Below are 25,082 nucleotides of genomic sequence, written 5' to 3' on the forward strand. Positions count from 1 at the left end.
GCCTCCGGGCGGTGCCAGCGGGGCGGGCAGGTCCCAAGCAGTCTAGCAAGCTGTGCCTGCCCGAATGGACGCGTGCCAGTCAACTATAATCGAGGGGACGCAGCCGCCGGGCTCTTCGCGCGGAAACCACGGAAGGAACCTCAGGTCCATGACCGTTGACGTAATGTTGCCGTACTACGGCGATGTCCATCAGATGAAGCTTGCAGCCCGCAGCGTAATGAATCAGGAGAACCAGGACTGGCGGCTTGTTGTCATCGACGATGGGTACCCGGATCCTGAACCCGAACGATGGTTTTCGACCATCACGGATCCTCGGGTTACCTACCTCAAGAACGACCAGAACCTGGGCGCAAACGGCAACTACCGCAAGGCGCTGACCCTCGTAGAAGCCCCTTACGTCGTCATTATGGGCGCCGACGACATCATGCTCCCCAACTATCTCGACGTTGTGGTGAGCGCCTTCGAAGAGTACCCAAAGGCAGACGTTGTCCAGCCGGGGGTGCAGGTAATTGATGAGCAGGGCATCGCGTGCACGCCGCTCGTGGATGCTGTGAAGAAGGTCTATGCACCCAAGACCAGTGAGCGCATCGAACTTAAGGGTGAGGCCATGGCGACAAGCCTGGTGCGTGCCGACTGGGCGTACTTCCCGTCCCTGGCATGGCGTTCAGAGACGGTCAAGCGTATCGGGTTCACCGAAGGTCTCGACGTTGTCCAAGACCTCGCCCTCTTGCTCGATATCGCCGCAGAGCACGGTTCGATGATTGTTGATCCCGTGCTGGCCTTCCTGTACCGCAGGCACCAGGCGTCCGACTCGTCGGTGCGTGCGCTGGACGGCAGGCGTTTTGATGAGGAGCGGCGCTTCTTTCAGCAGCAGGCTGAGCGGTTCAGCCGTCTTGGCTGGAAAGGTGCCGCGCGTGCTGCGAGTTTCCACACCACCTCCCGGCTCAACGCTGTGTCGTTAATCTTCAAGTCAGTCGGGAAAGGCAAGTTCGATTCACTGCCCCGGCTTGCGAAGCACGTCGTCAGATAGGGAACAGCGAACAAAAAAGGACGCCTCGGGCGTCCTTTTTTGTTGTTTCACTCACATCCGCGGCCGGGCTCTCCTATTGGCCGTTTTCGGGTTCCTCCCCAGACGTGGAGACCGCTTTCAGGCGGTGTCGAACATCGGCCAGGTCCGCCCTGAGAAGGGCTACTTCCTCGCAAAGGATGCGCACCTCGTCTTCAGCCTGAGACTGCTCCCTCGAGAGGTGCAGGCACACTCCCACCAGGAGGACCAGCGTCATGATGAAGAGGAGGTTTGCCGGTACCTGGATTCCGAGGAGTCCACTGGCTTTCTCCAATACGGAGGGGAAGGCCGAGAGCAGGAGGGTGCCGATACCGATCACGATCCACAGCACAGCGTACTTTTCACGCAGTTTCTGGCGGCGGAGCATTTCGAACACAAAGAACAGGATCGCCACGACGACGATGGAACCCATAAGGAGTGACATGTTGAATTCCTAGTTGGTGGACGGCTCGGTTTTCTTTCGCGTCAGTGCGAACAGCAAAGCCATTCCTGAGCGTCCGAGATAAATGGCGGCTTTGAGGGGGTCATGGCTTGGCGTTCCGCCCTGGCGGGCGCGCATTGAAACCCCAACCTGTTTAACCGTGCAGCCGGAACGGATCGCGACAACAAGGGAGTCGATGGTGTCGCCGAGGTATTCCGCAGGATAGTGATCCACGTACTGGCGGATGGCTTTTGTATTTGCGGCCCGAAACCCTGAGGTGACGTCGGTCAAAGTGGTGCCGGCAACACGGGAAACCGTCCACGCCAGTACTTTCATGGCCCATTTCCTGGGTCCACGCACCGTGTAATTGCCCTTGTCGGCGAACCTGGCGCCTATGGCAATGTCGGCATCCTGAAGGCCGTCCAGCACCGTTTTGATATCCCGCGGATCGTGCTGGCCGTCAGCATCGACTTGGATCACTTGGCTGTAGCCATGGTTCTTCGCATATTTGAATCCGGTACGCATTGCGCCGCCGACTCCCATATTGAAAGGAAGCTGGAGGACCATGGCGCCGGCATCACGTGCCACCTGGGCAGTGTTATCGCGGGATCCGTCGTCGACGACCAATACATCGCACAGAGGCCCAAACTCGTACACTTCCCGAATGGTGTTGCCAATGGATTCGGACTCATTCCAGGCAGGCATGATGACCAGTGTTTCGGGCCTGCGGTTGCTTAGTGTCACGGGTTGATCAACTCATTCTTCAAGTATTCGGCCAACCGGTTGCTGGAGGAGGCCGGCTCAAAGCCCGTCGCTTTGATCTTCGTCAAGTCCAACGTGCTTGCGAGGGGGCGGGGCGCGGCGGTTTTACCGCTGAAGTATTCTTCGGTGGTAACTCCGCTCACCGCTTCCCTTGGGCTGCCCGACAGCTCGTAGACGTCGGCGGCAATGTCGGCCCATGACTGCGGCTCACCCTCATTGCTGAGGTTATAGACGCCATATTCAGCTTCGTGCTCCAACAGGTGCTTGATGCCGGCGGCGATGTCCTGGGTGAAGCTCAGCCGGCCGATCTGGTCGTTGACCACTGATGGTGCTACGCCGCGTTCCGCCAGGGAAGCCATGGTCCGGACAAAGTTGTTGCCGGCTCCGATGACCCAGCTCGTCCGCACAATGTAGTGGCGGGGAACAACGCTCACGATGGCGTCGCCGGCGGCCTTGGTCTGGCCGTAAACGCCGAGCGGGGCGAAGGGCTCGTTCTCATCGTGAACGCGGCGGGAGCCGTCAAAAACGTAGTCCGACGAGACATGCACCAGTGTGAGGTTGTGCTCGACGGCGGTCCTGGCCAATTGCGCGACGGCCGTGACATTTACGTTCCAGGCGGCCGCACGTCCTTCAGCAGTTTCCGCAGCATCGACCGCCGTGTAGGCGGACGCGTTGATGATCGCCGTGTAGTTCTTCCAGTTGCGGCTGCTGAAGGATTCCGCGGTGGTGAGGTCGAACTCGGCCCTGGACGCGAACTCGACGGATGGGTCGCCGTCGTACAGCTTCCGCAGCGCCTTGCCCAACTGCCCGTCTGCACCGATTACGAGGATCTTCCTGGCTGGCATCGGGGTGACGTCAGCCATCTTTGGATGCGCCCTGTCCTTGTCGGAAAGCTCGGCCTGTTCCAGCGGAATCGGCCAGCCGATGGCAGCTGTTTCATCCGCGAGGTTCAGGAAGGTGTACTGCCCCTGCGCGTCAGCGGACCAGTGGTCGTTTACGAGGTAGGAGTATGCAGTGTTGTCCTCAAGGGTCTGGAAGGCATTGCCTACGCCGCGGGGAATGAAAATGGCCTGGCTCGGGTCGATTTCCGCCGTGAAGACTGCACCAAAAGTGGGGCCTTCGCGGAGGTCAACCCAGGCACCGAAGATCCGGCCCGTTGCGACCGAGATGAACTTGTCCCACGGTTCTGCGTGGATGCCGCGGGTGGTCCCGGCCTTTTCGTTGAAGGAGATGTTGTTTTGGACCGGCCGGAAATCCGGCAGTCCGATTTCCAGCATCTTCTCCCGCTGCCAGTTTTCCTTGAACCAACCTCTGTTGTCACCGTGGACCGGGAGGTCATAGAGCACGACGCCGGGAATGGGCGTTTCGTGTGCGGCGAGCTTTTTGGAAAATTCGATCGGCATTCGTTTACTGGCCCTGTTCCTTGTACTTCGCTTCGGTCTGGGCCTTCTGGGGGCGCCACCAGTCCTCGTTGTCCCGGTACCAGGCGATGGTGGCTTCGATGCCTTCGTCGAAGTTGGAGAACTCCGGTTCCCAGCCCAGCTCCTCGCGGAGCTTGGTGGAGTCGATAGCGTAGCGCAGGTCATGGCCAGGACGGTCCACAACGTGGTCGTAGGCGTCCGCCGCCTGGCCCATGTGCTTGAGAATCAGTTCGACGACGTCCTTGTTGTTCTTCTCCCCGTCCGCGCCGATCAGGTAGGTCTCGCCGATCCTGCCCTTGGCGATAATGGCCAGGACCGCGGAGGAATGGTCGTTGGCGTGGATCCAGTCACGGACGTTTTCGCCCTTGCCGTAAAGCTTGGGGCGGATCCCGTCGATGACGTTCGTGATCTGGCGGGGAATGAACTTCTCCACGTGCTGGTACGGCCCGTAGTTGTTGGAGCAGTTGCTGATGGTTGCCTGGAGCCCGAAGGACCGGACCCATGCACGGACCAGCAGGTCTGAGCCTGCCTTGGTGGATGAGTACGGGCTGGAGGGATTGTAGGGTGTCTGTTCGGTAAACCGCTCAGGGTCATCGAGTTCCAGGTCACCGTACACCTCATCCGTGGAGATGTGGTGGAACCGCTTGTTGTGCTGCCTGGCAGCTTCAATGAGCGTGTAGGTGCCGATGATGTTGGTGTCCAGGAAGGGGCGGGGATCGTGCAGGGAGTTGTCGTTGTGCGACTCGGCAGCATAGTGGACCACGACGTCGGTGTCCGCGACAAGGCGGTTCACCAGGGCCGCGTCGCCGATGTCACCGTGGACAAACTCAAAACGATCCTCGGGGAGGCCCCGCAGCGATGCCAGGTTGCCGGCGTAGGTCAGCTTGTCCAGAACAGTGACGTGGGAGTCCGTATTCTCCAGAACGTAGTGGACAAAGTTTGAGCCAATGAAGCCGGCGCCGCCGGTAACAAGAAGTCGCTGCATAATTCCCAAGGGTACCGGATTTGCCGCCGCACTTAGCGAAGGGAAAGATGGGAGCATGCGCGGAATAATACTTGCCGGCGGTACCGGCTCAAGGCTTCACCCCATAACCCTGGGAGTCAGCAAGCAGTTGGTCCCGGTCTACGACAAGCCCATGATCTACTACCCGCTCTCCACCCTCATTCTTGCCGGGATACGGGACATCCTGATTATCACCACTCCGCATGACGCAGAGCAATTCGAACGCCTGCTGGGGGACGGGTCCCGTTTCGGAGTGTCCATCACTTACAAGCAGCAGCCTTCGCCGGACGGCCTTGCCCAGGCATTCGTGCTCGGTGCAGAGCACATCGGTGATGACAGCGTGGCCCTGGTCCTCGGCGACAACATCTTCTATGGCCACGGAATGGGCACACAGTTGCGTCGTTTCGAGAACATCGATGGCGGGGCGGTGTTTGGCTACTGGGTGGCGGACCCCAAGGCCTACGGCGTGGTGGAGTTCGACTCCGAGGGCAAGGCCATCTCGCTGGAGGAAAAGCCGGCAAAACCCAAGAGCCATTACGCCGTCCCCGGACTTTATTTCTATGACAATGACGTTGTGGAGATCGCGAGGAACCTCAAGCCCTCGGCCAGGGGCGAACTGGAGATCACCGACGTCAACCGTACGTACCTGGAAAGGGGAAAGCTGCAGGTTGAGATCCTGCCGCGGGGGACGGCTTGGCTGGACACAGGCACTTTCAACGATCTTAACGATGCCTCGAACTTCGTCCGGACAACCGAAAATCGCCAAGGACTGAAGATCGGTGCACCGGAGGAAATCGCCTGGCGGCTGGGCTTCCTTACCGATGACGAACTGCGGGAGCGGGCCGAGCCGCTGGTAAAGAGCGGCTACGGATCTTATCTAATCGATCTGCTGGAGCACGGCCACTAGAACATAGTCCATAACGAAGAGCGGGACCCGGAGATCCGGGTCCCGCTCTTCGTTATCGCCTGGCTAGTTCAGCCGGATTTTCGCTCCATCGGAGGCGGTCCAGCTGATGCTTCCTCCCTGGAACGTCTGGCTGCAGGATGTCCTGTCGACTGTGCACGTCTGGCTGCTGGTGGGATAGGCGAGTGTTCCGTTTTCGAAGCCCTGGCTGGCCCAGCTCTGCTGGATCGGGCCCGGCACCATAAGGTGGGCGCCGCTTCCCGAGGACCACATCACCGTGCCCTTCTCGAAGTTCTGGAAGCAGCCGCCGTTCCTCAGGCCGCAGATTGTGGCACTTGTGGGGTAGCCCAATGACCCTGACTCGTAGCCTGTTGCCGCCCACCGCTCCCTGATCGGCGTTGAAGTCATCGCATGTGCCCCGGTTGTGGGCGAGTACATGACCGTTCCCCTGGCGAAGTTCTGGAAGCAGCCGCTGTTCTTGAGCCCGCAAACCAGTGCACTGACAGGGTAACCAAGCTTCCCGCCTTCAAATCCGGAGCCCACCCAAGCATCCCGGACGGGGCCGAACATCACGGCGTTCGCTCCGGTTGCAGGAGACCACATGACGGTCCCGGTGGAGTAGTTCTGGAAGCAGCCGCCGTCAACGAGGCCGCAGATGACGTCGGAGGCAGGGTAGCCCAGTACCCCGTTCTCGAAGCCGGTTTTCTGCCACAGATCCCGGATCGGTCCCCAAATGCTGGGCTGGGCCCCTGTAAGCGGCGAGTACATAAGCGCGCCCTTGGTAAACATCTGGAAGCAGCCGCCGTCCTTGAGCCCGCAATACTGCGGAGATGCGGGGTAGCCGAGGGTTCCTGCGCCCCACCCCAGACGCTCCCAGCCTGCCGCCAGGGGACCGGCAGGAACCGTTTCCGGGGGCGTGCTGGCTGAGTAGCCCACAACGCCCTTTTCAAACGCCTGCCGGCACTCAATCTGCACTCCGCCGCAGCTCGCGGCGCCGGCCGGGTAGCCCAGCCGGCCGTTCTCAAAGCCGGACTTCTGCCAGTAATCCAGCAAGCGGCCGGTAAGGGTAAAGGCACCGCGGGCCGGGGAGAACATAAGTGTCCCGCCCTGGAACAGTTGATAGCAGCCGCCTTCCCGCAGGCCACAGACTTCCCCTGCCACGGGGAACCCGATGGGTTCCCCGTTCGTCCTGGCCGCTTTCCAGGTCTCGCCCATTCCCATGAAGACAGGCCAGGCGCCTGAGGTTGGCGTCCAGGCAATAACGCCACCGCTGAAGTCTTGGGTGCAGGCTGAGCTGCTGCAGGTGGCCTCCGATTTCGGGTAGCCGAGCAGGCCGTTCTCAAATCCCGCCCGGGACCAGGCATCGAGGAGCGGTCCTGTCTTCACCAGGCGGGCACCTGTGGCAGGGCTCCAGAGGACAGAACCAGCCTGGAAGAGCTGGAAGCAGCCGCCGTTCTTGAGCCCACATGTCTGATCGCTTGTGGGGTAGCCCAGAGCGCCATTTTCGTACCCCTGGGCTGCCCAATAGTCTCGGATCGCTCCGAAAGGTACCTGCGATGCCGGCGACGCCGGCGACCACATGATTGATCCACCTTGATAGTTCTGGAAGCAGCCGCCGTTCTTGATCCCGCAAATGACAGCCGAGACCGGATATCCCATCTGGCCGTTCTCGAATCCAGTCCTTGCCCAGGAATCGCGGATTGGCCCGATCATGCTCGGCTGGGCACCTGACAAGGAGGACCACATAACGATTCCCGATTGGTAGCCCCTAAAACAGCCTCCATCCCTAAGCCCGCAGATCGTGTCAGAAGTCTGTGCTCCGAGCGACGGCATGGATGACCGGAGCGCATCAATGGCCCTGGTCGCGGCAGGAGGGATGCCGCTTGAGGCAAATGCCTTCAAGCCCGCGTAATCCCCGTTCCAGACGTTGGAGTCCCCAGCGAATGGCCCCGTGCTGCTGTACTGCCACATGCTGTAAGTACCCCAGCTGGCGGTGGGTACCGGGCCGGCGTTGTTCGTGGGAGAGCTTGGGTACGCCGCAACCCACAGGGGATAGTCACCAAAACCGGCCGGATTTCCCAGGCACTGGTTCCACCAGCTTGTATTGGTGTAGATAACCGGGAGCCTGCCGGTCAGCGCCTGCATGGTGTTGCCAAAATCCCGAACCCAGGATTGCAGCTGGGCTGGGGCCATGTTGTAGCAGGTATTGCCGAAGTAGAACCCGTTGATGGTGCGTCCCTCGTACGGGTTGAATTCGAAGTCCAGGACGGGCGGCATGGTGTACCCGTCGGCGGACCAGCCCCCGCCGTTTTGCACGAAGTAGCGCGCCTGGTCCGCTCCGGAAGACCAGTTGGGTATGGCGAAGTGATAGGCGCCCCGAATCATTCCAACGTTGCGGGACCCCTGGTACTGGGGGCCGTAGGAGGGGTTCGTGTAGTAATTGCCTTCAGTGGCCTTTACGTAAGCAAAACGAGCGCCCATATTCCACTGCTGCTGCCAGTCCACGCTCGGTTGGTGGCCGCTCACGTCCAGTCCCTGGATGCCAAAAGTGGGCATCCAGGTGCCTTCGGTGGACAGTGACTCCGTGCTCAGCCGCTTGAACGAGTCCGAGGGAGCCGAGGCCGTGACGCGGGCGGACCGCTGCCCCATCTCAGCTCCGCCGACGCCGACTGCTTCCGCCATGGACTGGGTAGCCTCTGCAGTGGGCGGGGCGGCCGGCGCTGCCGCCGGTGCTGTTTCTTCGGGAGAAGGGGGCGGCGTGGAGACCGACGGAGAAGGTGAAACAGTTTGCGACGGATCACTCGTCGGCGAGGAAGTTGTCGGCGTCGGGGCAGGCTCAACGGCGGAGGCAATACCCGCCAGGCCTGGGCCGGCCACCAGGGAAGCGGCCAGCAGAACGATCCCAAGGGACTTCCTGACGGGGCGACGGGACTGAGACAGGTTCCGTTTCATATTGGCTCCGGAGACAATGAGGCACTCCCACGAGCCCTCATCTGGGTTGCTGTTCCGGCTGGTTCCCCCAGGAACCGGACGGACAGGGGTTTTTGACACTTAACGCGCTCACCATAGCACCGTGTTGCTGGTGGAAACAGTGGTGCTGATGGTGCATGTGTTGATCCTGTGGCTATCTTGCGCTTATCCACAGACAATCCTTATGACTTGGCAGCATGTTGTATGGTCCCTAGTCTTTATCCCAGTTGCACTGCCTCCGCCGGGGGCGGCAGTTGTATTGGGGAACGTATGGACGCGCTTGGAATTGTCGAGGACGAGGTCCGTGAGCTGATCCGTCGTCGAGGGCTGGATCCGCTGCACCAGGCTGGTGAGGTGCGCCGGCTTGTTGAGGCAGCGGTTACGGACTACGACGAGCGAGCGCTCATGGGACCTCTTCCTCCCATAGGTCCACTCGATGCAGCGCGCCGGTTCCTCTTCGATGCTGTTGCCGGCTTCGGCGTGCTGCAGCCCCTGCTGGACGATCCCTCAATTGAGGAGATCTGGCTCAATGCGCCCAATGAAATTTTTGTGGCCCGCAACGGCGAATCGGAACTTACCTCCCTGAGCCTCACCGAGCAGCAGGTCCGGGACCTGGTGGAGAGGATGCTCAAGAGCTCAGGGCGCCGCCTGGACATGTCGTCTCCCTTTGTGGACGCAGCACTTCCCGATGGCTCCAGGCTGCACGTCGTCATTCCCGATGTGACCCGCAAGCACTGGGCAGTGAACATCAGGAAGTTCGTGGTGAAGGCCAGCCGCCTTGAACATCTCGTCGAGCTCGGCACGCTCACGCCGCAGTCAGCCCGTTTCCTGGGTGCAGCCGTATCAAGCGGCCTCAACATCCTGGTTTCCGGTGCAACCCAGGCCGGCAAGACCACGATGCTGAACTGCCTGGCAGCGAGCATCGGCAGCCGGGAACGTGTGATCACCGTTGAGGAGATCTTCGAACTGCAGTTTCCCCTGCGCGACGTCGTCGGCCTCCAATGCCGGCAGCCGAACCTGGAGGGTGAAGGCGAGATCCCGCTTCGCCGGTTGGTCAAGGAAGCCCTTCGCATGCGGCCCGACCGGCTGGTGGTGGGCGAGGTCCGTGAGGCGGAGAGCCTGGACATGCTGATCGCTTTAAACAGTGGCCTTCCCGGCATGTGCACCGTCCATGCAAATTCAGCACACGACGCCGTCACGAAGATCTGCACCCTGCCCCTGCTCGCGGGAGAAAACATCTCAAGCGCCTTTGTTGTCCCCACCGTCGCATCCTGTATCGACCTGGTGGTGCACTGCAGCCGGCACACCAACGGACGCAGGGAGGTCACCGAGATCCTGTCCTTGGGCCGCCGCGTCGAAAACGGCATCATCGAGTCCTCCCCGGTGTTCACCATGATGGATGGCACCCTGCAGGCCAGGGCCAACTCGATGCCTGCCGCTGAAAAGTTCAACCGGGCAGGCTACGACGTCGCGGCGTTGCTGGATCCGCGATGACGTCAGCATTGCTGGGGGTGACGGCAGGGACGGGCCTCTTCCTGATCTGGTGGTCCTGCTGGGAGTCTCCGGCACACGGTCCGCGGGAGCGGAAGGCCAGCCGCCTGGCCGATCTTCTCGCCTCCGCGGGCGTGGACAGAGTATCTCCGGGCGGATTGTTGGGTACGTGCTTGGGTCTGGGGCTCTTCGTGGCCCTGGTGTTCTACGCCATCAGCCGCTCCTGGCCAATCGCTGGCTGCTTCGCGCTGTTCGCGGCATGGCTCCCCGTCAGTGTCCTGCGCTGGAGGGCGAAAAAGAGAAGCGCCCTGTTGCGACAGTTGTGGCCCGACGTCGTCGATCACCTCCGCTCCGCGATACGCGCCGGTTTGCCGCTGCCCGAGGCACTGATTCAGCTGGGGGACAAAGGCCCCGAAGAGTTGCGGCACGTCTTTCGGGAATTCGCCGCCGACTATCGCGCGGGAGGCCAGTTCGATGCGTCGCTGAACAAGCTCAAACACCGGCTCGCCGACCCTGTCGCTGACCGCATTGTCGAGGCCCTGCGCCTCACCCGCGAGGTCGGGGGCTCCGATCTGGGCAAGCTGCTCGGTACGCTGGCCGAATTCCTCCGCGAAAGTGCTCGCACCCGCAGCGAACTTGAAGCGAGGCAGTCCTGGACCGTCAATGCGGCGCGCCTTGCTGTCGCTGCCCCGTGGATCGTCATGATCCTGCTGGCAACGCGGCCGGAAGCGGTGCAGGCTTACAACACGGCTGTAGGCGCGGCAGTCCTGCTCGGGGGACTGGTGGTTTCGCTGGTCTGCTACTCCATCATGCTAAGGATTGGCGCTCTTCCGCAGGATGAGCGGGTGTTGAGGTGATCGGGATTTCGCCGGCGGCAGTTGTATGTGGGGCTGTACTGGGCGTCGGCCTATGGCTCGTCGTGTTTAGATCCCCGCTCATGCGTGCCACCACACTGACAGAACGCATCGAGCCGCAGCTGAGGTCCCAGAACCTCGAATCACGGCTCCTGAACTCCGCGGAGCAGAACCTGACGCCCTTCGGACCGCTCGAAAGGATACTTCGCCCGGTTTTCCGTGACGGCATGGCGGCGCTGGGACGGCTGAACCCCTCGCCGGGAGCCACCGCCCGACGCCTGGCACAGGCAGGCATCAACAAGTCTTCCATCGACTTCCGTGCGGAGCAGCTCCTGTGGGCTGCTGCAGGCTTCGTGGTTTCCCTTGGCTTAATTCTCATAGGAGCAGCAGCCGGGAGGTTCAGTCCATTGTTTGCGGCCGTGGCAGTCCTGGGCAGCGCCGTGGGCGGCTTCATGCTGCGTGACTATTGGCTGGGCGCGCAGGTCCGTCGGCGGGAAGCGCGAATGATGGCGGAGTTCCCGAGTCTCGCCGAACTGATGGCGCTCGCCGTCAGCGCAGGGGAGAGCGCAACCGGAGCGCTTGAGAGGGTCTGCCGCAGTGCCAGGGGCGAACTGTCCCAAGAGTTCTCGAACATTATTGCCGAGACACGGGCCGGCAAACCGTTGGTGACGGCACTGCAGGAATTCTCGGGCAGGACGGATCTGGCGCCACTGGTCAGGTTTGTTGACGGCATCATCGTCGCAGTTGAGCGAGGCACACCGCTCGCGGATGTCCTTCGTGCCCAGGCCCAGGACGTGCGGGACACAGCCAAACGGGACCTCATGGAAGCTGCGGGCAAGAAGGAGATCGCGATGATGGTGCCGCTTGTTTTCGGCGTGCTCCCCCTGACTGTGGTCTTCGCCGTTTTTCCCGGGCTTGCAGCCATCAACCTGGGCTTCTAGGAAGACAAGACACGGAACGCAAGAAGCTCGAAGAATCAAATCAGGAAGAGGACGAGAAATGAAAACCATGGGTAACCGCTGGGCATCCCTGCTCCTGGTGTTGGGTGCCCTGCTGGGCACCGGACTTTGCTCAGGAGGGCGCCACGCTGAGGACCATGAGAGGGGAGACGTCCCCGGGTGGGTCATGATCACCTTGATGTCAGCAGTCCTGGTGGCCGCGCTCCTGGCACTTGCCGGACCGGCGCTCGAAGCAATGTTCAACCAGGCGATGGAAACGGTCGGAAGCTAGCCGATGACGCAGTCCTCCCGTCGCGCCGGCCAGGCCAGCAACAAATGCGGGTTGCCCGGGGCGCGGGAGCAGGGCTCGGCAGTGGTGGATTTTGTCTTGGTGGGAGGCCTCCTCACCATGTTCTTCCTGGCGATTATCCAGCTGACCTTGATCCTGCACGTTCGGAATACCTTGATCGATGCTGCGGCGTCAGGGGCACGCTACGGAACCCTGGCGGACCGGGGAGCCGCAGACGCAGAGGAACGGACCCGTCGGCTGATTGGCGTAGCCCTGACTTCCGGATTCGCCGAACACGTCAGCACGAGCGAAGTGACCGTCCAGGGGCTTCGCACCCTCGAAGTGACAGTCCGGGCTCCAATGCCCGTGATCGGTCTCATCGGTCCCCGGGAGATGCTGGAGGTGAAGGGGCATGCGGTGGTCCAGCCATAAATGCCTGTGGTCCCCGCTCAGGGCCGGCCTGGGCGAAGCCCTTTGCCGGATACCGCGGGAAAGCGATGCGCCGCAGGAACCTGCCCGCAAGCACGAACAGGGGAGCGCGGTGGTCGAATTCACGTTCCTGGCCCTTCTGCTGATGGTGCCGCTGGTCTACTTCGTCATCACCGTGGGGCAGATCCAGGGCGGCTCCTTTGCCGTGGTGGGAGCAGCCGACCAAGCCGCGAAGGTTTATGTGGCCCAGCCTGACGGAACAACCGCCCAGGCTGCAGCAGAACAGGCTGTTGCCGTCGCCCTTGCCGACTTTGGGCACCAGCCTGAGGAGGCGAGCGTTGCCACATCCTGCAATCCGGCAGACTGCCAGGCCGCAGGCACCGCAGTCACCGTTACAGTGACCCTGGCCGTGCCCCTGCCGTTCGTGCCCTTTAACGATGGTTTCCGGCTGGCGGCGAGCGAGGTACAGGCATCCTCGACTCAACTGGTGGGCCGGTTCCGGTGACCAGCAGGACCGTGACCGGCAGGACCGTGACCGGCAGGACACGAGGCGAGGACGGCCAGATGATGGTGATGATCCTCGGCTACGTAACCTTGGCGTTGCTGGTGGCAACGGTGGTGGTTGGCATTTCGTCCGTCTACCTGGAGCACAAGCGGCTGCTGTCGCTGGCCGACGGCGCCTCCCTGGCTGCCGCTGACAGCTACACCCTGGGCGAGGTGGAAGGGCAAGGCGGCAGCCCGTCGGCCACCCTTGACCCCGCCCGGGTCCGGAGCGTCGCAGCCGACTTCCTGGCAAGGAGCCCCGCATCGCAGCGTTTCGACGGCCTGGCGGTCACGGGGGCAGCAGGCAGTCCCGACGGCGCCACCGCCGTCGTTGTCTTGACCGCAGCAGTCCATCCGCCGGTGGTGAACTTCCTGGTGCCCGACGGCATCAGGATCGAGGCAACGTCGACGGCCCGCTCGCGGCTGACGCGCTGACTTCCCGGACGCGCAGAATGTATGCGCTCCGGGCGCCCACTAGCGCACGCCGGTGCGCTGCCCCGGATAGCGTAGGCTTAAACAACCATGGCCAATATTGATTTTTCTGCTGAAATCCGCGCCCTTCGCGCTACCTACGAGTCCATTGAGCGGGTCTCCGACGTAGACGCACTGAAGGAAGACATCGCCGAATTGAGCGAGCGGGCGGGCGAGCCGGACCTGTGGGACGACCCCGCAGCGGCGCAGAAAATCACCTCACGCCTTTCCCACCGACAGTCGGAACTGGAACGCCTCAACAACCTTGCGTCACGGATCGATGACCTCGAGGTCCTGGTGGAGCTGGGGCAGGACGAGGACGACGCCGATTCCATGGGGGAGGCAGCGGCTGAACTCGAGTCCATCAAGAAGGCCCTGAAGGAACTGGAAGTGGTCACCCTGCTTTCCGGTGAGTATGACGAACGGGAGGCAGTGGTTTCCATCCGCGCAGGTGCCGGCGGCGTGGATGCTGCCGATTTCGCCGAGATGCTGATGCGCATGTACCTCCGCTGGGCGGAACGCCACGGTTACCCCACCACGATCATGGACACCTCCTACGCGGAGGAAGCCGGGCTGAAGTCGGCCACCTTCGAAGTCAAGGCACCCTACGCCTTCGGCACGCTCAGCGTCGAGGCCGGCACGCACCGGCTGGTCCGCATCAGCCCCTTCGACAACCAGGGCCGGCGCCAGACGTCCTTCGCCGCCGTCGAAGTAATCCCGCTGATCGAACAGACAGACTCCATCGAAATACCGGACAACGAGATCCGGGTTGACGTGTTCCGCTCATCCGGCCCGGGCGGCCAGTCGGTCAACACGACGGACTCCGCAGTCCGCCTCACGCACATCCCCACCGGCACCGTCGTGTCCATGCAGAACGAAAAGTCGCAGCTGCAGAACCGCGCCGCCGCCATGCGCGTGCTGCAGTCCCGGCTCCTGCTCCTTAAGAAGGAGCAGGAAGACGCCGAAAAGAAGGCACTGGCCGGCGACGTCAAGGCATCCTGGGGTGACCAGATGCGGTCCTACGTCCTGAACCCGTACCAGATGGTCAAGGACCTGCGGACCGAGCACGAGGTGGGCAACACCTCGGCCGTGTTCGACGGGGAGATCGACGACTTCATCGACGCCGGAATCCGCTGGCGCACCGACAACCGCAACGCTGAAAAATAGGCCAGGCGGCCGCCAAGGCCCAAGAGCGAATTCGCCGACACGCCCCCGGATAACAGCGTGATACGCAAAGACTCCTGCGTATAGTCGAGGGGCCGGGGCCCTACTTCCCCCAAACGAAAACCCGCGCACCGGCTGCAGAACTGGGCTGCATCAGAATCAGCCATGCCCTGCAGGGTACTTAGGGCCATGATCCGATTCGAAAATGTCACCAAGGTCTACGACCAGAAAGCCCGGCCTGCGCTGGACTCCGTCAACCTTGAGATTGACCGCGGCGAATTTGCCTTCCTGGTGGGCGCATCCGGCTCCGGCAAGTCCACCTTCCTCCGGCTGGTGCTCAAGGAAGACCGGGCGACATCCGGCGCCGTCTACGTCGCCGGCCAGAACGTCGCCAAGATATCAAGCTGGCGCGTGCCCAGGCTCCGCCGCGGAATCGGCGTCGTCTTCCAGGACTTCCGGCTCCTGCCCCAGAAAAACGTCTTCGCCAACGTAGCTTTCGCCATGCAGGTCATCGGCAAGAGCCGCAGCGTCATCAGGGACACCGTCCCCGAGGTCCTGAAAACTGTTGGCCTCGAGGGCAAAGAGCACCGCATGCCGCACGAGCTCTCCGGCGGTGAACAGCAGCGCGTGGCCATTGCCCGCGCAGTGGTCAACAGGCCCGGGATCCTCCTCGCCGACGAGCCCACCGGAAACCTTGACCCCACCACCTCGATGGGCATCATGGGTGTCCTGGACAAGATCAACCAAAACGGAACCACCGTGGTGATGGCCACCCACGATGACGACATCGTCAACGAGATGCGCAAGCGCGTGGTTGAGCTCAAGAACGGCATCGTCATCCGTGACGAAGCCAAGGCGCTGTACACCTCCATGATTCCCGTTGTCGGCCAGTCGCGCAGGCTCAAGGACGCCAGCGGCCGGGAAAACCCCGAAGCGGGCCTGCCCGGCGAAGGCGAGGGACAGCGATGAGGCTAGCGTTTATCCTCGGTGAGATCGGCAGCGGACTCCGCCGCAACCTCTCCATGGTGGTCTCGGTCATCCTGGTCACCTTTGTCTCGCTCACCTTCGTGGGCGCGGCCGGCATGCTGCAGATGCAGATCAACCAGATGAAGGGCTACTGGTACGACAAAGTCCAGGTGGCCGTCTTCCTGTGCAGTGAAGGGTCGACGGCGGCGGGTTGCGCCAGCGGGCCAGTCACCCCCGAGCAGCAGGAGAGCCTCAACGCCTTGCTGGAATCTCCCGCAGTGGCGCAGTACATCAACGATTTCCAGTTCGAGTCCAAGGAAGAGGCCTACAAGCACTTCAAGGACCAGTTCTCGAATTCGCCCATCGTTGACTCGGTCACGCCGGACCAGCTCCCGGCATCCTTCCGCATCAACATGAAGGATCCGGAAAAGTACCAGATCATCAGCGAGACCTTCTCTTCCCAGCCGGGAGTGGAAACGGTGATCGATCAGCGCCAGCTCCTTGAGCGCCTGTTCTCGGTCATGAACGGCGCCTCGCTGGTGGCCGTCAGCATCGCAGGCGTGATGATTGTGTGCGCCATCCTGCTGATCGCCACCACCATCAGGCTCTCCGCCTTCAGCCGCCGCCGCGAAACGGGCATCATGCGCCTGGTGGGGGCCTCCAAGACAGTGATCCAGCTTCCCTTCATCCTGGAAGGTGTCATTGCCGCCGTCATCGGTGCGGCGCTGGCCTCCGCCACGCTCTGGGCCGTGGCCCACTTCTTCCTGGGCGACTACATGGCCCAGCAGTACCCGGACACAGCCTTCATCTCCGCCGGGCAGACGCTGATCCTCGCGCCGGCATTGATAATCCTTGGCGGATCCTTGGCCGGAATTTCGTCTCTCTTGACCTTGCGCAGATACCTTCGCGTCTAGGTATGCAAACCGAACTAGGAATGCCCATGAACTTAACGGACCAAACGTCGCCGCGACACCGGCTCAACAGCCGCCGCACGGCGCACCGCAAAAGCATTCTCAGCGGCGTGCTGGCAGTCGTCCTGGCCGCGGGCCTGGCCTCCTCTTCGGCGCCGGCCTTCGCTGACGAGCTCGAGGACAGGCAGAGGGCACTGGAAGCGGAGGCTGCCCGCGTCCAGCAGTCCCTGGAATTCGTTGATTCGCGCATTGCCAAGGCGGCCAGCGACCTGGTGATCTACCAGGGCCAGTTGCCCGGCGCGCAGCAGGCACTGCTCGAGGCGCAGGGGCGCGTGGCCGGTGCCGTCAAGGAGGTGGAGGCGCTCTCCGCCCGTGTGGACATGGCGCAGCAGAACAAAGCCAAGATCACCCAGCAGCTTGAGACGGACAAACAAAAGATTGCCGACACCAAAAAACTGATCGGCCAGATCGCCACCCAGGCGTACAAATCCGGCGGCGTTCCGTCCAACCTGTCACTTTTCTTCGGGGCCAACAACGGCGGCAGCCTCACCGAAACCATGGACCTGGCGGACCAGGCCATGCGGAGCCAAAACGCCGCCATGGACAAGCTGTCGCAGCAGAACGCGACCAACGTGAACTCCGAAGCCCGCCTGCAGGCCGTGGAAGCCGAGATCAAGGACCTCAAGGCAAAGGCCGACGCAGCCCTTGAGCGGGAGAAGGCCGCCCGTGATGAAGCGGCCGCGAAGAAGGAAGAAGTAGACCGCCTGATCGCCGACACCACCCGCCTTGACGCCGAACTCCAGGCGGCCAAGCCCGGCATCCAGTCCCAGCTCGCCGGCGTGCAGGCCAGCCAGAACGCTGTGGCCGCGGAAATCCAGGAACGCGACAGGAAACTCCGCGAAGCCTGGGAAGCCGAGCAGCGCAGGCTGGCGGCGGAAGCCGCTGCCGCTGCCGCGGCCGCCGCGGCAGCGAGGAACCAGCCGCCGCCCCCGGTGCAGCCTTTTGTGCCCTCTGTAGGATCGCCGTCGGCCTTTGGCCTCCGGCACCCGTTCGACGGCAGCGTTCCCATCACCTCCGGTTTCGGCTGGCGGGCAACCCCGCCGGGCACCATCGACTTCTACGGCCAGGGCGGGTACCTGCACACCGGCATCGACTTCGGCGCCGCCTGCGGCACGCCCGTCTATGCGGCAGCGGCGGGAGAGGTCTTCAGCTCGGGCTGGAGTTCTGCTGACGGCGGCGGCTGGCGGGTCAAGATCTCCCACGGCCTGATCGAGGGCAATACCCTGAACACCATCTACTACCACAACGCCAGCATCGTGGTGTCGAACGGGCAGCGGGTCTCGCAGGGACAGCTGATTGCCTACTCGGGCAACACAGGTAACTCCACGGGCTGCCACGCCCACTTCGAGACCTGGCTGAACGGCGCCGCCGTGGACCCGATGCGCCTGCTGTAGGGCGGCCGTCAGCCTGCCGTAGACTGGTATGACTCCGCGCCGGCCGGGCCGGAGGACATCCGATTCTCGAACTGAGGAGCTTTCCCTTGCCTAAAGAAAGTGGCCGTAAAGTGGTGGCCACCAACCGTAAGGCCCGGCATGACTACCACGTGCTGGACACCTACGAGGCTGGAATCGCGCTCATGGGCACCGAAGTAAAGTCGCTGCGGGAGGGCCACGCGTCCATGGTGGACGGGTTCTGCACCTTCTACAACGACGAGCTGTGGATGGAAGCCATCCACATCCCCGAGTACAACCAGGGTAGCTGGACCAACCACGCCGCCCGCCGCCGCCGCAAGCTGCTGCTGCACCGTGAGGAGCTCATCAAGATTTCCCACAAGGTGCGGGAATCGGGCTACACCATCGTGCCGCTGCAGCTGTACTTCGTTGACGGCAAGGCCAAGGTGGAGATCGGCGTGGCCCGCGGTAAGCGTGAATACGACAAGCGCCAGACCCTCCGCGAGCAGCAGGACAACCGTGAGGCGCAGCGTGAGATGCGGGAACGCAACCGCCGCCGCTAGTGATCCGGCGGCCGGGAATGAATCTCCGGGAACATGCGTTACTATAAGTAGTCCGGAGGGGAAGCCCGCCGGTTTGATAACAAAATACGGGGATGATCGGTTTCGACGATGTTAGTCGCGACAGGTGAAGCGGGCCGAGGATGCAGAATTATCTCGTAAACGCTGTCTGCAAACCAATAAGTGCCAATTCTAAGCGCACTGACTTCGCTCTTGCTGCCTAAGCAGTAAGACAGTCCGTCAGCCCGAGGTTGCTATTGCCCCGGAACCTGGCGTCATTTAGATAGCCACTGCTGCTTACCCCCGTCATCGGGGTGAGCGGGACTCTTAGATGACTGGGCCCGGATCAGCCAGCTGTTTGCAGCATGGCTGGGGCCGAGAAAATCCGACGCAAACTGCGCCCGGAGAAGCCCTGACAACACGACATCGGACGGGGGTTCAATTCCCCCCATCTCCACATTTTGAAAGCCGCAAGGCACACTGAAAGACCCGGACCCCTCGTCCGGGTCTTTCAGTGTTTAAGCGCACGGCCTCAAGAAGCGGCTGTTCACCGACGGCGTAGCCGGTCCGGGACTAGCAGCCGCCGTCCATGGGTTGTCCTCTATAAGATCCGGCGTCGCGGCCCCGGCTGGGCCGGAGGCAGCCGGAGCAGCCAGGAGGTGCCCCATGAACCAGACACGCAAGCCCAGCCCGGAAGAGTTCGACGACGGCCCGCTGGACTCATATTCGGAGACGGTCATGCGGGTGGCTGAGACGGTTACGCCGCACGTTGCGGCCATAGAAATGACCAGCACCCGCCGGACCGGCCGGTTCCGGGTGGGAGCAGGTTCTGCAGTCCTTTTTACCGAGGACGGGTATCTCCTGACGAATTCCCACGTGGTGGCCGGCACCACTAAGGGCCATGCCGCGTTTGCCGACGGCAGCCGGACCGATCTCGAACTGGTTGGCGTTGATCCACTGTCGGATCTCGCCGTGGTCCGTGGCAAAGCACCGAGGGTGGCCCCTGCCCGGTTCGGCGACGCTGAGACACTGCGTGTGGGCCAGCTGGTCATTGCGGTCGGGAATCCGCTCGGGCTGGCAGGATCGGTCACGGCCGGAGTGGTCAGCGGCCTGGGCCGTTCCATCCCGGTCTGGGCGGGCGGCAACCGGCGGGTGATCGAGGACGTCATCCAGACCGACGCGGCCCTCAACCCGGGCAGTTCCGGCGGCGCCCTGGCAGACGCGCACGGCAGGATCGTGGGCATCAACACGGCAGTGGCCGGCGCCGGGCTTGGCCTCGCCGTGCCCATCAACACGACGACACGGCGGATTATCGCAGCCCTGCTGAAAGATGGCCGGGTCAGGCGGGCCTACCTCGGAGTGGTCAGCACCCCCATTCGGCTAAACGCCAGTGCGGTGATCAGGACGGGACAGCGGGAGGGGCTCAGGGTGGTGGAGGTGCTGGCCGGATCGCCTGCAGAACGCGCGGGACTACAGGCCGGCGACATCATCCTTACAGCCGGAAGCCGTGCCGTCAGCAACGCTGAAAGCCTGCAGAAACTGCTGTTCGCCGATGCAATCGGCAAGCCGCTGCAGATCAGGGTGCTGAGGCACGGCAGGGATGAGGACCTCGTTGCCGTACCCGACGAGATGCAGGCAAACGGCCAGTAAGGCTACCGGCGCTTCTTCAAGTGCGCCACCGGGTCCTGGGCGCCCTCAGGGTTCTTCGCCTTCTTCTCGGCGCGTTTTTCCTTGATGGTCTTGACCGGCTTCTTTGCCAGGTTCTGGTGGGGTGTTTTGTCCGGCATGGCGTGCTCCTTACAGCAGGGGACGGGCTGCGTCCCACTTCGTAAGTTACGCCTATTCAGCCCCGAATGTAATGGCCTGGATCGACACGAAATCAGTCCGGAACAGGTACGTCGGCGATGCCCACAAAACGCGTCCCGACGCCGTCGAACTCGCTGCGGACGTACCCCTCACGCGTGCGGGGCACCTCTTCGGGATCGTGGTGCCCGCACACCACGTAGGTGAAGTCCGGCCACCATTTCTTGGGGCGGGCGGCTTCCTCGTAACCGCAGACTGCACATTCCAGATGGACCCACACAGGGCGTTTGCCGGTGCGGTTTGCGCGGGACTGGACCAGCCAAGGCGGCGGGTTGTCCAGGATTTCACCCAGCTCGGCCTCGGTCATCCACTTCGGAAGGCCATGGCGCTGTGCCATCTCCATGGGTACATCAAGGGCAATGGCCGCGTCGCGTCTGCTAATCATCACCATCCACGATACGGGAGCCCGCCAAATCAGCGCGCCGTCACCACAGCTGACAAGGCAGCAAACGCTAGGACACCAGGGCGATCCCGGCAGCTGCCGCGCCAAAACCCAGGACCAGGTTGGCCGCAAGATTCACTGCGGCAGCGCCGAATCGTTCCTCGCTGAGCAGCCGCACCGTTGCGGTGGTCCACGAACTGAAGGTGGTCAGCCCTCCGGCCAGGCCCGTGGCCAGGCCGGCCTGCCACTCGGCGCCAAGCCCCAGCGCCGCGGTGGAGCCGTGCGCTGCTCCGATGACGAAGCTGCCTGCCACGTTCACCAGCAGCGTGGCCCAGGGCCAGTGCAGCCTCTCTGCGCTGCCTGTGGCGCGTGTACTGCGGATGGAACTGTGATGCGCAAACCAGCTGTCCACGCCGAAGCGGAGAAGGGCGCCTGCCACGCCGAATATTCCTACCATGACCGCCGCGATCACCGGCGGACCCCGGGGTGCCGGCCAACCAATTTCCCGGCCCGCCACCCCACGCCGGCGGCCGCAAGTCCAAGGAGCAGCGACAGTGCGAGGTAGGCGGACCACACACCATGTTGCCCGGCCCGGGCCAGTTGGTCCACGGAAAAGACCACGGCCGAGAATGTTGTGAAGGAGCCCAGCAGGCCAGGCCCCAGCCCGGCCCGCAGCCAGAAGGCAGTCTGCGGCCGGGCCATCCACATGGTGGTCAGGGCGGCCAGGACAAAGCTGCCGGCCACGTTGATGCCCAGGGTGGTCCAGGGAAAGGCGCCGGGCAGTTCAGGAAACGCAACAGCCAGGCCGTAGCGCAGCTCGGTACCGATCAGGGCGCCGGCCGCCACCGCAAGCCAGGCGCGCAGCCCTACGCCGGAAGTCTTCAGCCGGCTCACACCCTGGGCAAGTCAGCGTCCCCGAGGAGGCAGCCGGGGTGGGGGTGGTCGCTGTGCACCCACAGCGCCGACGTAACCTCGTCAGCGAGGTCGTAATTCCGTTCGCGGCCCGAATTGCTGATCCGCACCACCAGGGCGCCGCCGAAGGGCCGGCGGCCCACCACCTCAACTTCGGCGTCGAGGTCTATCTCCTCGGCGGCCAGGTAGCGGAGCAGTTCCGGGTTGTCGTCGCTGATCCGGGTAATCCGGCCGGTATGGCCCTCATCAAGTTCACCCATGAGGTGCGCGCGGGGCATGAACACTTTGCCATCGGCGGTGGGGATCGGATCGCCGTGCGGATCCCGCTGCGGGTTGCCCAGCTTGGCTGCCATCCGTTCTATGAAGGTGTCCGAGACGGCATGCTCCAGCAGTTCGGCTTCGTCGTGCACCTCGTCCCAGCTGTACCCCAGCTGCTGGACGAGGTACGTCTCGATCAGCCGGTGGCGCCGCACCATGGAAAGGGCAAGCCGGAGACCGGCGTCCGTGAGCCTGATGGCACTGTACGGTTTGTGGTCCACCAGGCCCTGGTCCTTCAGCTTGCGGACCATTTCCGATACGGAGGAATTGGCCACGCCAAGGCGCTGCGCCAGCTGGGAGGACGTGATGGGCTTGTCCTGCCATTCGGTGAATGAGTAGATGACCTTGACGTAGTCCTCGATGGAGGAGGAGGGCGCGCTGGTCTTCACGGGATCAAGCCTACCGGCTCGCCGCCGCCATGCGGGGACTGGCGGGGCCGGCGGTGGAGGGCACTCATGCCCTCACCGCCCGCCAGGCCAGGGTGAGGTATGGCAACTCCAGGTCTTCGTCCGGCGCATGTCCGAGGTGCTCATGCAGGTACCAGTCGAGGTTCGCCAGTACCTTCGCCCGGGTGGCCTCACCCGCACGGAGGTAGTAGCTGCGCGACTTTGTCAGCTCCATCAGGTCGGTGGTGGTGACGGAGTCCTGCCAATGCGTCAGGTGGTCCTGCAAGCCCTCGAACTCAGGCCCCACCAGCGGCCGGAAACCGGGTTTGTAGACGTCCCCGGCATGCATGATCCTCGAGAGCCGGTGGACCCAGGGGACGGACGTGTCCAGCTGGTTCCACACCAGGCCAAGCGTTCCCCCGGGGCGGAGGACGCGGGCCAGTTCCGTGCTTGCCCGCAGCGCATCGCACCAGTGCCAGGCCTGCGCCACGGTGACGACGTCGAACGCTGAGTCAGGCAGGCCGGTGGCCTCCGCGGTGCCCAGGACAGCCGCGGCGCCGGGATAATGTTCCGCCAGCTGTCCGAGCATGTCGGCTGAGGGGTCCACCGCCGTGACGGACAGCCCCAGCCCCAGCAGCAGTTCAGTGAACTTGCCCGTGCCGGCACCAACGTCGAGCGCGTACCGGGCGCCCGGAGGTACCAGCCACTGTGCTGTCTCAGCGGGATACCCGGGCCGCACCTGCTGATAGTGCCTACCGCCATCCTGGAAGCTCTGGCCCAGCTCCCGCCGCCGGCCGTGATCCAGCCTGGGGCCACCCCGTGCCACGCGTGGCCTCCTTCGTTGGGTCTCGTTGCTACCTTCCGAATTTACCGTACCCGCCCGGGCGTGGCTGAGCGCACGCCGCAGGTCAGTCGTCGATGCAGGGGGCGGCGCCGGCCGTTCCCGGGGTGTTGGGCGCCCAGTGGGGGTAGGTGCGGTTGTCGTTGGCGGGAACCCAGCGGCCCGCGTCCACCACGTAGTCCCAGCCGAGCCCCTTGGTCCGCAGGTCCCGGATGCCTGCCAGCAGACGCTCGGCATCGTCAAGCCGGGATCCCACGCCGAAGCTGGCACGGAGGGATCCGGACGGCAGCCCCAGCCGCTTCAGCAGCGGGTGGGCGCAGAAGCGGCCGTCACGCAGGCCCACGCCATGCTCTGCCGACAGGTATGCCGCCACCAGTCCGGCGTCGTAGCCTTCCACCGAGAAGTTGACCACGCCGATGGTGTCGGTGTCCGGGTTGGTGTCCTGAAAGATCTGGTGGACGGTCACGCCGTCGATCTCCTGCAGGCCTTCCACCAGGAAGGAGCGGATGGCTGATTCATGGGCATGCCAGCGGTCCTGGTCCAGCCCCGCGATGACCTGCGTTGCGCGGGCCAGGGTGGCCGCTCCCAGCACGTTCGGTGATCCGCCCTCATGGCGGGCCGGGCCCGTTGCCCAGCTGACGCCGTCGAGCCTTGCCTCCTTGACGGCGCCGCCGCCGGCAAGGTGCGGTGTTCCGGCGTCGAGCCAGTCCGGCCGGCCCACCAGCACACCGGCGCCAAAAGGCGCGTAAAGCTTGTGCCCCGAGAAGGCGATGTAGTCGACGTCGTCAGCGGTGATGTCGATGCGGCGGTGCGGCGCCAGCTGGGCCGCGTCCACCACGATCCGTGCGCCGTGCTCGTGGGCGAGTGCGGCGAGGGCACGGACGGGAAGGATCTCGCCCGTGACGTTCGACGCGCCGGTGACGGCGAGCAGGCTTACCCCGCCGTGCTGCAGTTCGGCACGCACGGCCTCAATGGTTCCTGCGATGGTGTCGTCCGCCACGATGCTGCGGTGGGGGACACCCTGCCATGGCAGCAGGTTGGCGTGGTGCTCAATGTCGAGGTACAGGACGTCGCCGTCAGCCCGGCCGTTCGTGACGGGCAGGCAGCCGGCCAGCAGGTTGAGGGAGTCGGTGGTGTTCCGGGTGAAGATCACGGAATCGTCCGGGCGGCCGCCCACGAACTCCCGGACGATGGCACGGGCATTCTCGTAGACCGAGGTGCTGATCTGGGAGGCGTAGCCGGCTCCGCGGTGCACGCTCGCGTAGAACGGCAGGATTTCATTGAGGTAGGCGGACACCACGGAAAGCGCCGGCGCGGACGCGCCATAGTCCAGGTTCGCGTACCGGACGTGCCCGCCATGGATCAGGGGAGCCTGGATTTCGGCGCCCGTGACTGCCGCCAGGGGACGGCCGGCTGCGGCGTGGCGCTGGTCGAAGAGGGCGTCCTGTCCGGGTTGTGCTGCGGCGTCAGGCTGGATTGCGGCGTTGGGGGAGACGGTGGCTGTTGTCACAGAGACCTCACTTTGAAACAGGACTCCGCTGGGGGAATCCGCGCTTGCCGCATCCGTTCCGGACCGGCCTGGTCGTCACCCGGGGCACCCCACCGCGAATGGAGGGTTGCCGGCCAGCAAACCGGGGTTTAGCGCTGGCACTCGTGACCTGGTTAAGAGCGTAGGACATAGCCCGCGCAGGCTAAAAGCCGGCTGGAATGTTAAGGCCTTTGTTACGCGCAGTTGAAAAGGTCCGCTTTTGCCGAAGATAACGACG

The 25,082-nt window shown here is 63.5% G+C and carries 27 protein-coding genes, 1 other RNA gene and 1 riboswitch; of the genes, 16 read left to right on the forward strand and 12 right to left on the reverse strand.

Annotated elements, in window-relative coordinates; translation table 11 throughout:
* Positions 1-148 precede the first annotated feature (148 nt).
* Positions 149-1,030, forward strand: a complete 882-nt coding sequence (locus PV768_RS03325; RefSeq protein ID WP_157241778.1) for a glycosyltransferase family 2 protein — start codon at positions 149-151, stop codon at positions 1,028-1,030.
* A 73-nt stretch (positions 1,031-1,103) separates the two neighbouring features.
* On the opposite strand, the gene PV768_RS03330 is transcribed toward PV768_RS03325, so the two are convergent.
* Genes PV768_RS03330 through rfbB form a run of 4 tightly spaced genes read right to left on the reverse strand, consistent with a single transcriptional unit; the run spans position 1,104 to position 4,655 of the window.
* Positions 1,104-1,490 (reverse strand): DUF2304 domain-containing protein, encoded by a 387-nt coding sequence (locus PV768_RS03330; RefSeq protein WP_157241779.1) that lies wholly within the window; start codon positions 1,488-1,490, stop codon positions 1,104-1,106.
* A gap of 9 nt (positions 1,491-1,499) precedes the next feature.
* On the reverse strand, positions 1,500-2,192 hold the full coding sequence (locus PV768_RS03335; protein ID WP_421092283.1) for a glycosyltransferase family 2 protein: 693 nt from the start codon (positions 2,190-2,192) through the stop codon (positions 1,500-1,502).
* Positions 2,193-2,227: 35 nt separating this feature from the next.
* The gene (locus PV768_RS03340; protein WP_421092284.1) at positions 2,228-3,652 is read right to left on the reverse strand and encodes a sugar nucleotide-binding protein; all 1,425 of its coding nucleotides are present in this window, start codon (positions 3,650-3,652) and stop codon (positions 2,228-2,230) included.
* Positions 3,653-3,656: 4 nt separating this feature from the next.
* The gene (rfbB, locus tag PV768_RS03345; protein WP_157241782.1) at positions 3,657-4,655 is read right to left on the reverse strand and encodes a dTDP-glucose 4,6-dehydratase; all 999 of its coding nucleotides are present in this window, start codon (positions 4,653-4,655) and stop codon (positions 3,657-3,659) included.
* A gap of 55 nt (positions 4,656-4,710) precedes the next feature.
* Here rfbB and rfbA point away from each other — a divergent pair, with 55 nt between their 5' ends.
* Complete coding sequence (gene rfbA, locus PV768_RS03350) at positions 4,711-5,580, forward strand: glucose-1-phosphate thymidylyltransferase RfbA (RefSeq protein WP_321213922.1); 870 nt, start codon at positions 4,711-4,713, stop codon at positions 5,578-5,580.
* Between the two features lie 63 nt (positions 5,581-5,643).
* Here rfbA and PV768_RS03355 read toward each other — a convergent pair whose 3' ends face one another.
* Complete coding sequence (locus PV768_RS03355; protein ID WP_421092285.1) at positions 5,644-8,529, reverse strand: GH25 family lysozyme; 2,886 nt, start codon at positions 8,527-8,529, stop codon at positions 5,644-5,646.
* 288 nt (positions 8,530-8,817) lie between these two features.
* Between PV768_RS03355 and PV768_RS03360 the strand changes: the two genes are divergently transcribed.
* From PV768_RS03360 to PV768_RS03425, 14 genes are all read left to right on the forward strand, one after another.
* Entirely contained in the window at positions 8,818-10,041 is a 1,224-nt protein-coding gene (locus PV768_RS03360) for a CpaF family protein (RefSeq protein WP_421092286.1), read from the forward strand.
* Positions 10,038-10,895, forward strand: a complete 858-nt coding sequence (locus PV768_RS03365; protein ID WP_157241786.1) for a type II secretion system F family protein — start codon at positions 10,038-10,040, stop codon at positions 10,893-10,895. The genes PV768_RS03360 and PV768_RS03365 overlap by 4 nt, the downstream gene beginning before the upstream one ends.
* A complete protein-coding gene (locus PV768_RS03370) occupies positions 10,892-11,833 on the forward strand; it encodes a type II secretion system F family protein (protein ID WP_421092287.1) in 942 nt (313 codons plus the stop codon). Before PV768_RS03365 ends, PV768_RS03370 begins: the two co-directional genes overlap by 4 nt.
* Positions 11,834-11,891: 58 nt before the next feature.
* Positions 11,892-12,122: a hypothetical protein gene (locus PV768_RS03375; RefSeq protein WP_157241787.1), complete on the forward strand. Its 231-nt coding sequence runs from the start codon at positions 11,892-11,894 to the stop codon at positions 12,120-12,122.
* A 3-nt stretch (positions 12,123-12,125) separates the two neighbouring features.
* On the forward strand, positions 12,126-12,551 hold the full coding sequence (locus PV768_RS03380) for a TadE family protein (protein ID WP_421092288.1): 426 nt from the start codon (positions 12,126-12,128) through the stop codon (positions 12,549-12,551).
* Positions 12,532-13,053, forward strand: coding sequence for a hypothetical protein (locus tag PV768_RS03385; RefSeq protein WP_421092289.1), 522 nt, complete (start codon positions 12,532-12,534; stop codon positions 13,051-13,053). The genes PV768_RS03380 and PV768_RS03385 overlap by 20 nt, the downstream gene beginning before the upstream one ends.
* Before the next feature lie 59 nt (positions 13,054-13,112).
* Positions 13,113-13,526, forward strand: coding sequence for a pilus assembly protein TadG-related protein (locus PV768_RS03390; RefSeq protein ID WP_421092354.1), 414 nt, complete (start codon positions 13,113-13,115; stop codon positions 13,524-13,526).
* 87 nt (positions 13,527-13,613) lie between these two features.
* Positions 13,614-14,729, forward strand: a complete 1,116-nt coding sequence (prfB, locus tag PV768_RS03395; protein ID WP_157241789.1) for a peptide chain release factor 2 — start codon at positions 13,614-13,616, stop codon at positions 14,727-14,729.
* Positions 14,730-14,915: 186 nt separating this feature from the next.
* The gene (ftsE, locus tag PV768_RS03400; RefSeq protein ID WP_157241790.1) at positions 14,916-15,695 is read left to right on the forward strand and encodes a cell division ATP-binding protein FtsE; all 780 of its coding nucleotides are present in this window, start codon (positions 14,916-14,918) and stop codon (positions 15,693-15,695) included.
* Positions 15,692-16,606 (forward strand): permease-like cell division protein FtsX, encoded by a 915-nt coding sequence (gene ftsX / locus PV768_RS03405; RefSeq protein ID WP_157241791.1) that lies wholly within the window; start codon positions 15,692-15,694, stop codon positions 16,604-16,606. The genes ftsE and ftsX overlap by 4 nt, the downstream gene beginning before the upstream one ends.
* 26 nt (positions 16,607-16,632) lie before the next feature.
* On the forward strand, positions 16,633-18,057 hold the full coding sequence (locus PV768_RS03410) for a peptidoglycan DD-metalloendopeptidase family protein (protein ID WP_321213891.1): 1,425 nt from the start codon (positions 16,633-16,635) through the stop codon (positions 18,055-18,057).
* 86 nt (positions 18,058-18,143) lie between these two features.
* Positions 18,144-18,617 (forward strand): SsrA-binding protein SmpB, encoded by a 474-nt coding sequence (gene smpB, locus PV768_RS03415; protein WP_009356865.1) that lies wholly within the window; start codon positions 18,144-18,146, stop codon positions 18,615-18,617.
* A gap of 88 nt (positions 18,618-18,705) precedes the next feature.
* Positions 18,706-19,074, forward strand: a transfer-messenger RNA (tmRNA) gene (ssrA, locus tag PV768_RS03420).
* Between the two features lie 206 nt (positions 19,075-19,280).
* The gene (locus PV768_RS03425; RefSeq protein WP_421092290.1) at positions 19,281-20,264 is read left to right on the forward strand and encodes a S1C family serine protease; all 984 of its coding nucleotides are present in this window, start codon (positions 19,281-19,283) and stop codon (positions 20,262-20,264) included.
* A 2-nt stretch (positions 20,265-20,266) separates the two neighbouring features.
* Here the strand turns inward: PV768_RS03425 and PV768_RS03430 are convergent, their stop codons facing one another.
* The 7 genes from PV768_RS03430 to PV768_RS03460 form a co-directional block, all read right to left on the reverse strand.
* The gene (locus PV768_RS03430; protein WP_255428760.1) at positions 20,267-20,401 is read right to left on the reverse strand and encodes a hypothetical protein; all 135 of its coding nucleotides are present in this window, start codon (positions 20,399-20,401) and stop codon (positions 20,267-20,269) included.
* A 92-nt stretch (positions 20,402-20,493) separates the two neighbouring features.
* On the reverse strand, positions 20,494-20,862 hold the full coding sequence (locus PV768_RS03435) for a hypothetical protein (protein WP_157241794.1): 369 nt from the start codon (positions 20,860-20,862) through the stop codon (positions 20,494-20,496).
* 67 nt (positions 20,863-20,929) lie between these two features.
* Positions 20,930-21,331: a fluoride efflux transporter FluC gene (locus tag PV768_RS03440; RefSeq protein WP_370460665.1), complete on the reverse strand. Its 402-nt coding sequence runs from the start codon at positions 21,329-21,331 to the stop codon at positions 20,930-20,932.
* Positions 21,328-21,753: a fluoride efflux transporter FluC gene (locus tag PV768_RS03445; RefSeq protein WP_370460666.1), complete on the reverse strand. Its 426-nt coding sequence runs from the start codon at positions 21,751-21,753 to the stop codon at positions 21,328-21,330. Before PV768_RS03445 ends, PV768_RS03440 begins: the two co-directional genes overlap by 4 nt.
* Positions 21,750-22,478 carry a metal-dependent transcriptional regulator gene (locus PV768_RS03450; RefSeq protein WP_321213887.1) on the reverse strand — a complete coding sequence of 243 codons (729 nt, stop codon included), beginning with the start codon at positions 22,476-22,478 and terminating at the stop codon, positions 21,750-21,752. Before PV768_RS03450 ends, PV768_RS03445 begins: the two co-directional genes overlap by 4 nt.
* Positions 22,479-22,542: 64 nt before the next feature.
* On the reverse strand, positions 22,543-23,301 hold the full coding sequence (locus PV768_RS03455; RefSeq protein WP_421092291.1) for a class I SAM-dependent methyltransferase: 759 nt from the start codon (positions 23,299-23,301) through the stop codon (positions 22,543-22,545).
* 82 nt (positions 23,302-23,383) lie between these two features.
* Positions 23,384-24,826: an aminotransferase class V-fold PLP-dependent enzyme gene (locus PV768_RS03460; protein ID WP_421092292.1), complete on the reverse strand. Its 1,443-nt coding sequence runs from the start codon at positions 24,824-24,826 to the stop codon at positions 23,384-23,386.
* Positions 24,827-24,861: 35 nt separating this feature from the next.
* Positions 24,862-24,975, reverse strand: a riboswitch (SAM riboswitch).
* Between the last annotated feature and the right edge of the window lie 107 nt (positions 24,976-25,082).

The sequence above is a fragment of the Pseudarthrobacter sp. CC4 genome (genome assembly GCF_048957775.1).
In the GTDB taxonomy this organism is placed as follows: domain Bacteria; phylum Actinomycetota; class Actinomycetes; order Actinomycetales; family Micrococcaceae; genus Arthrobacter.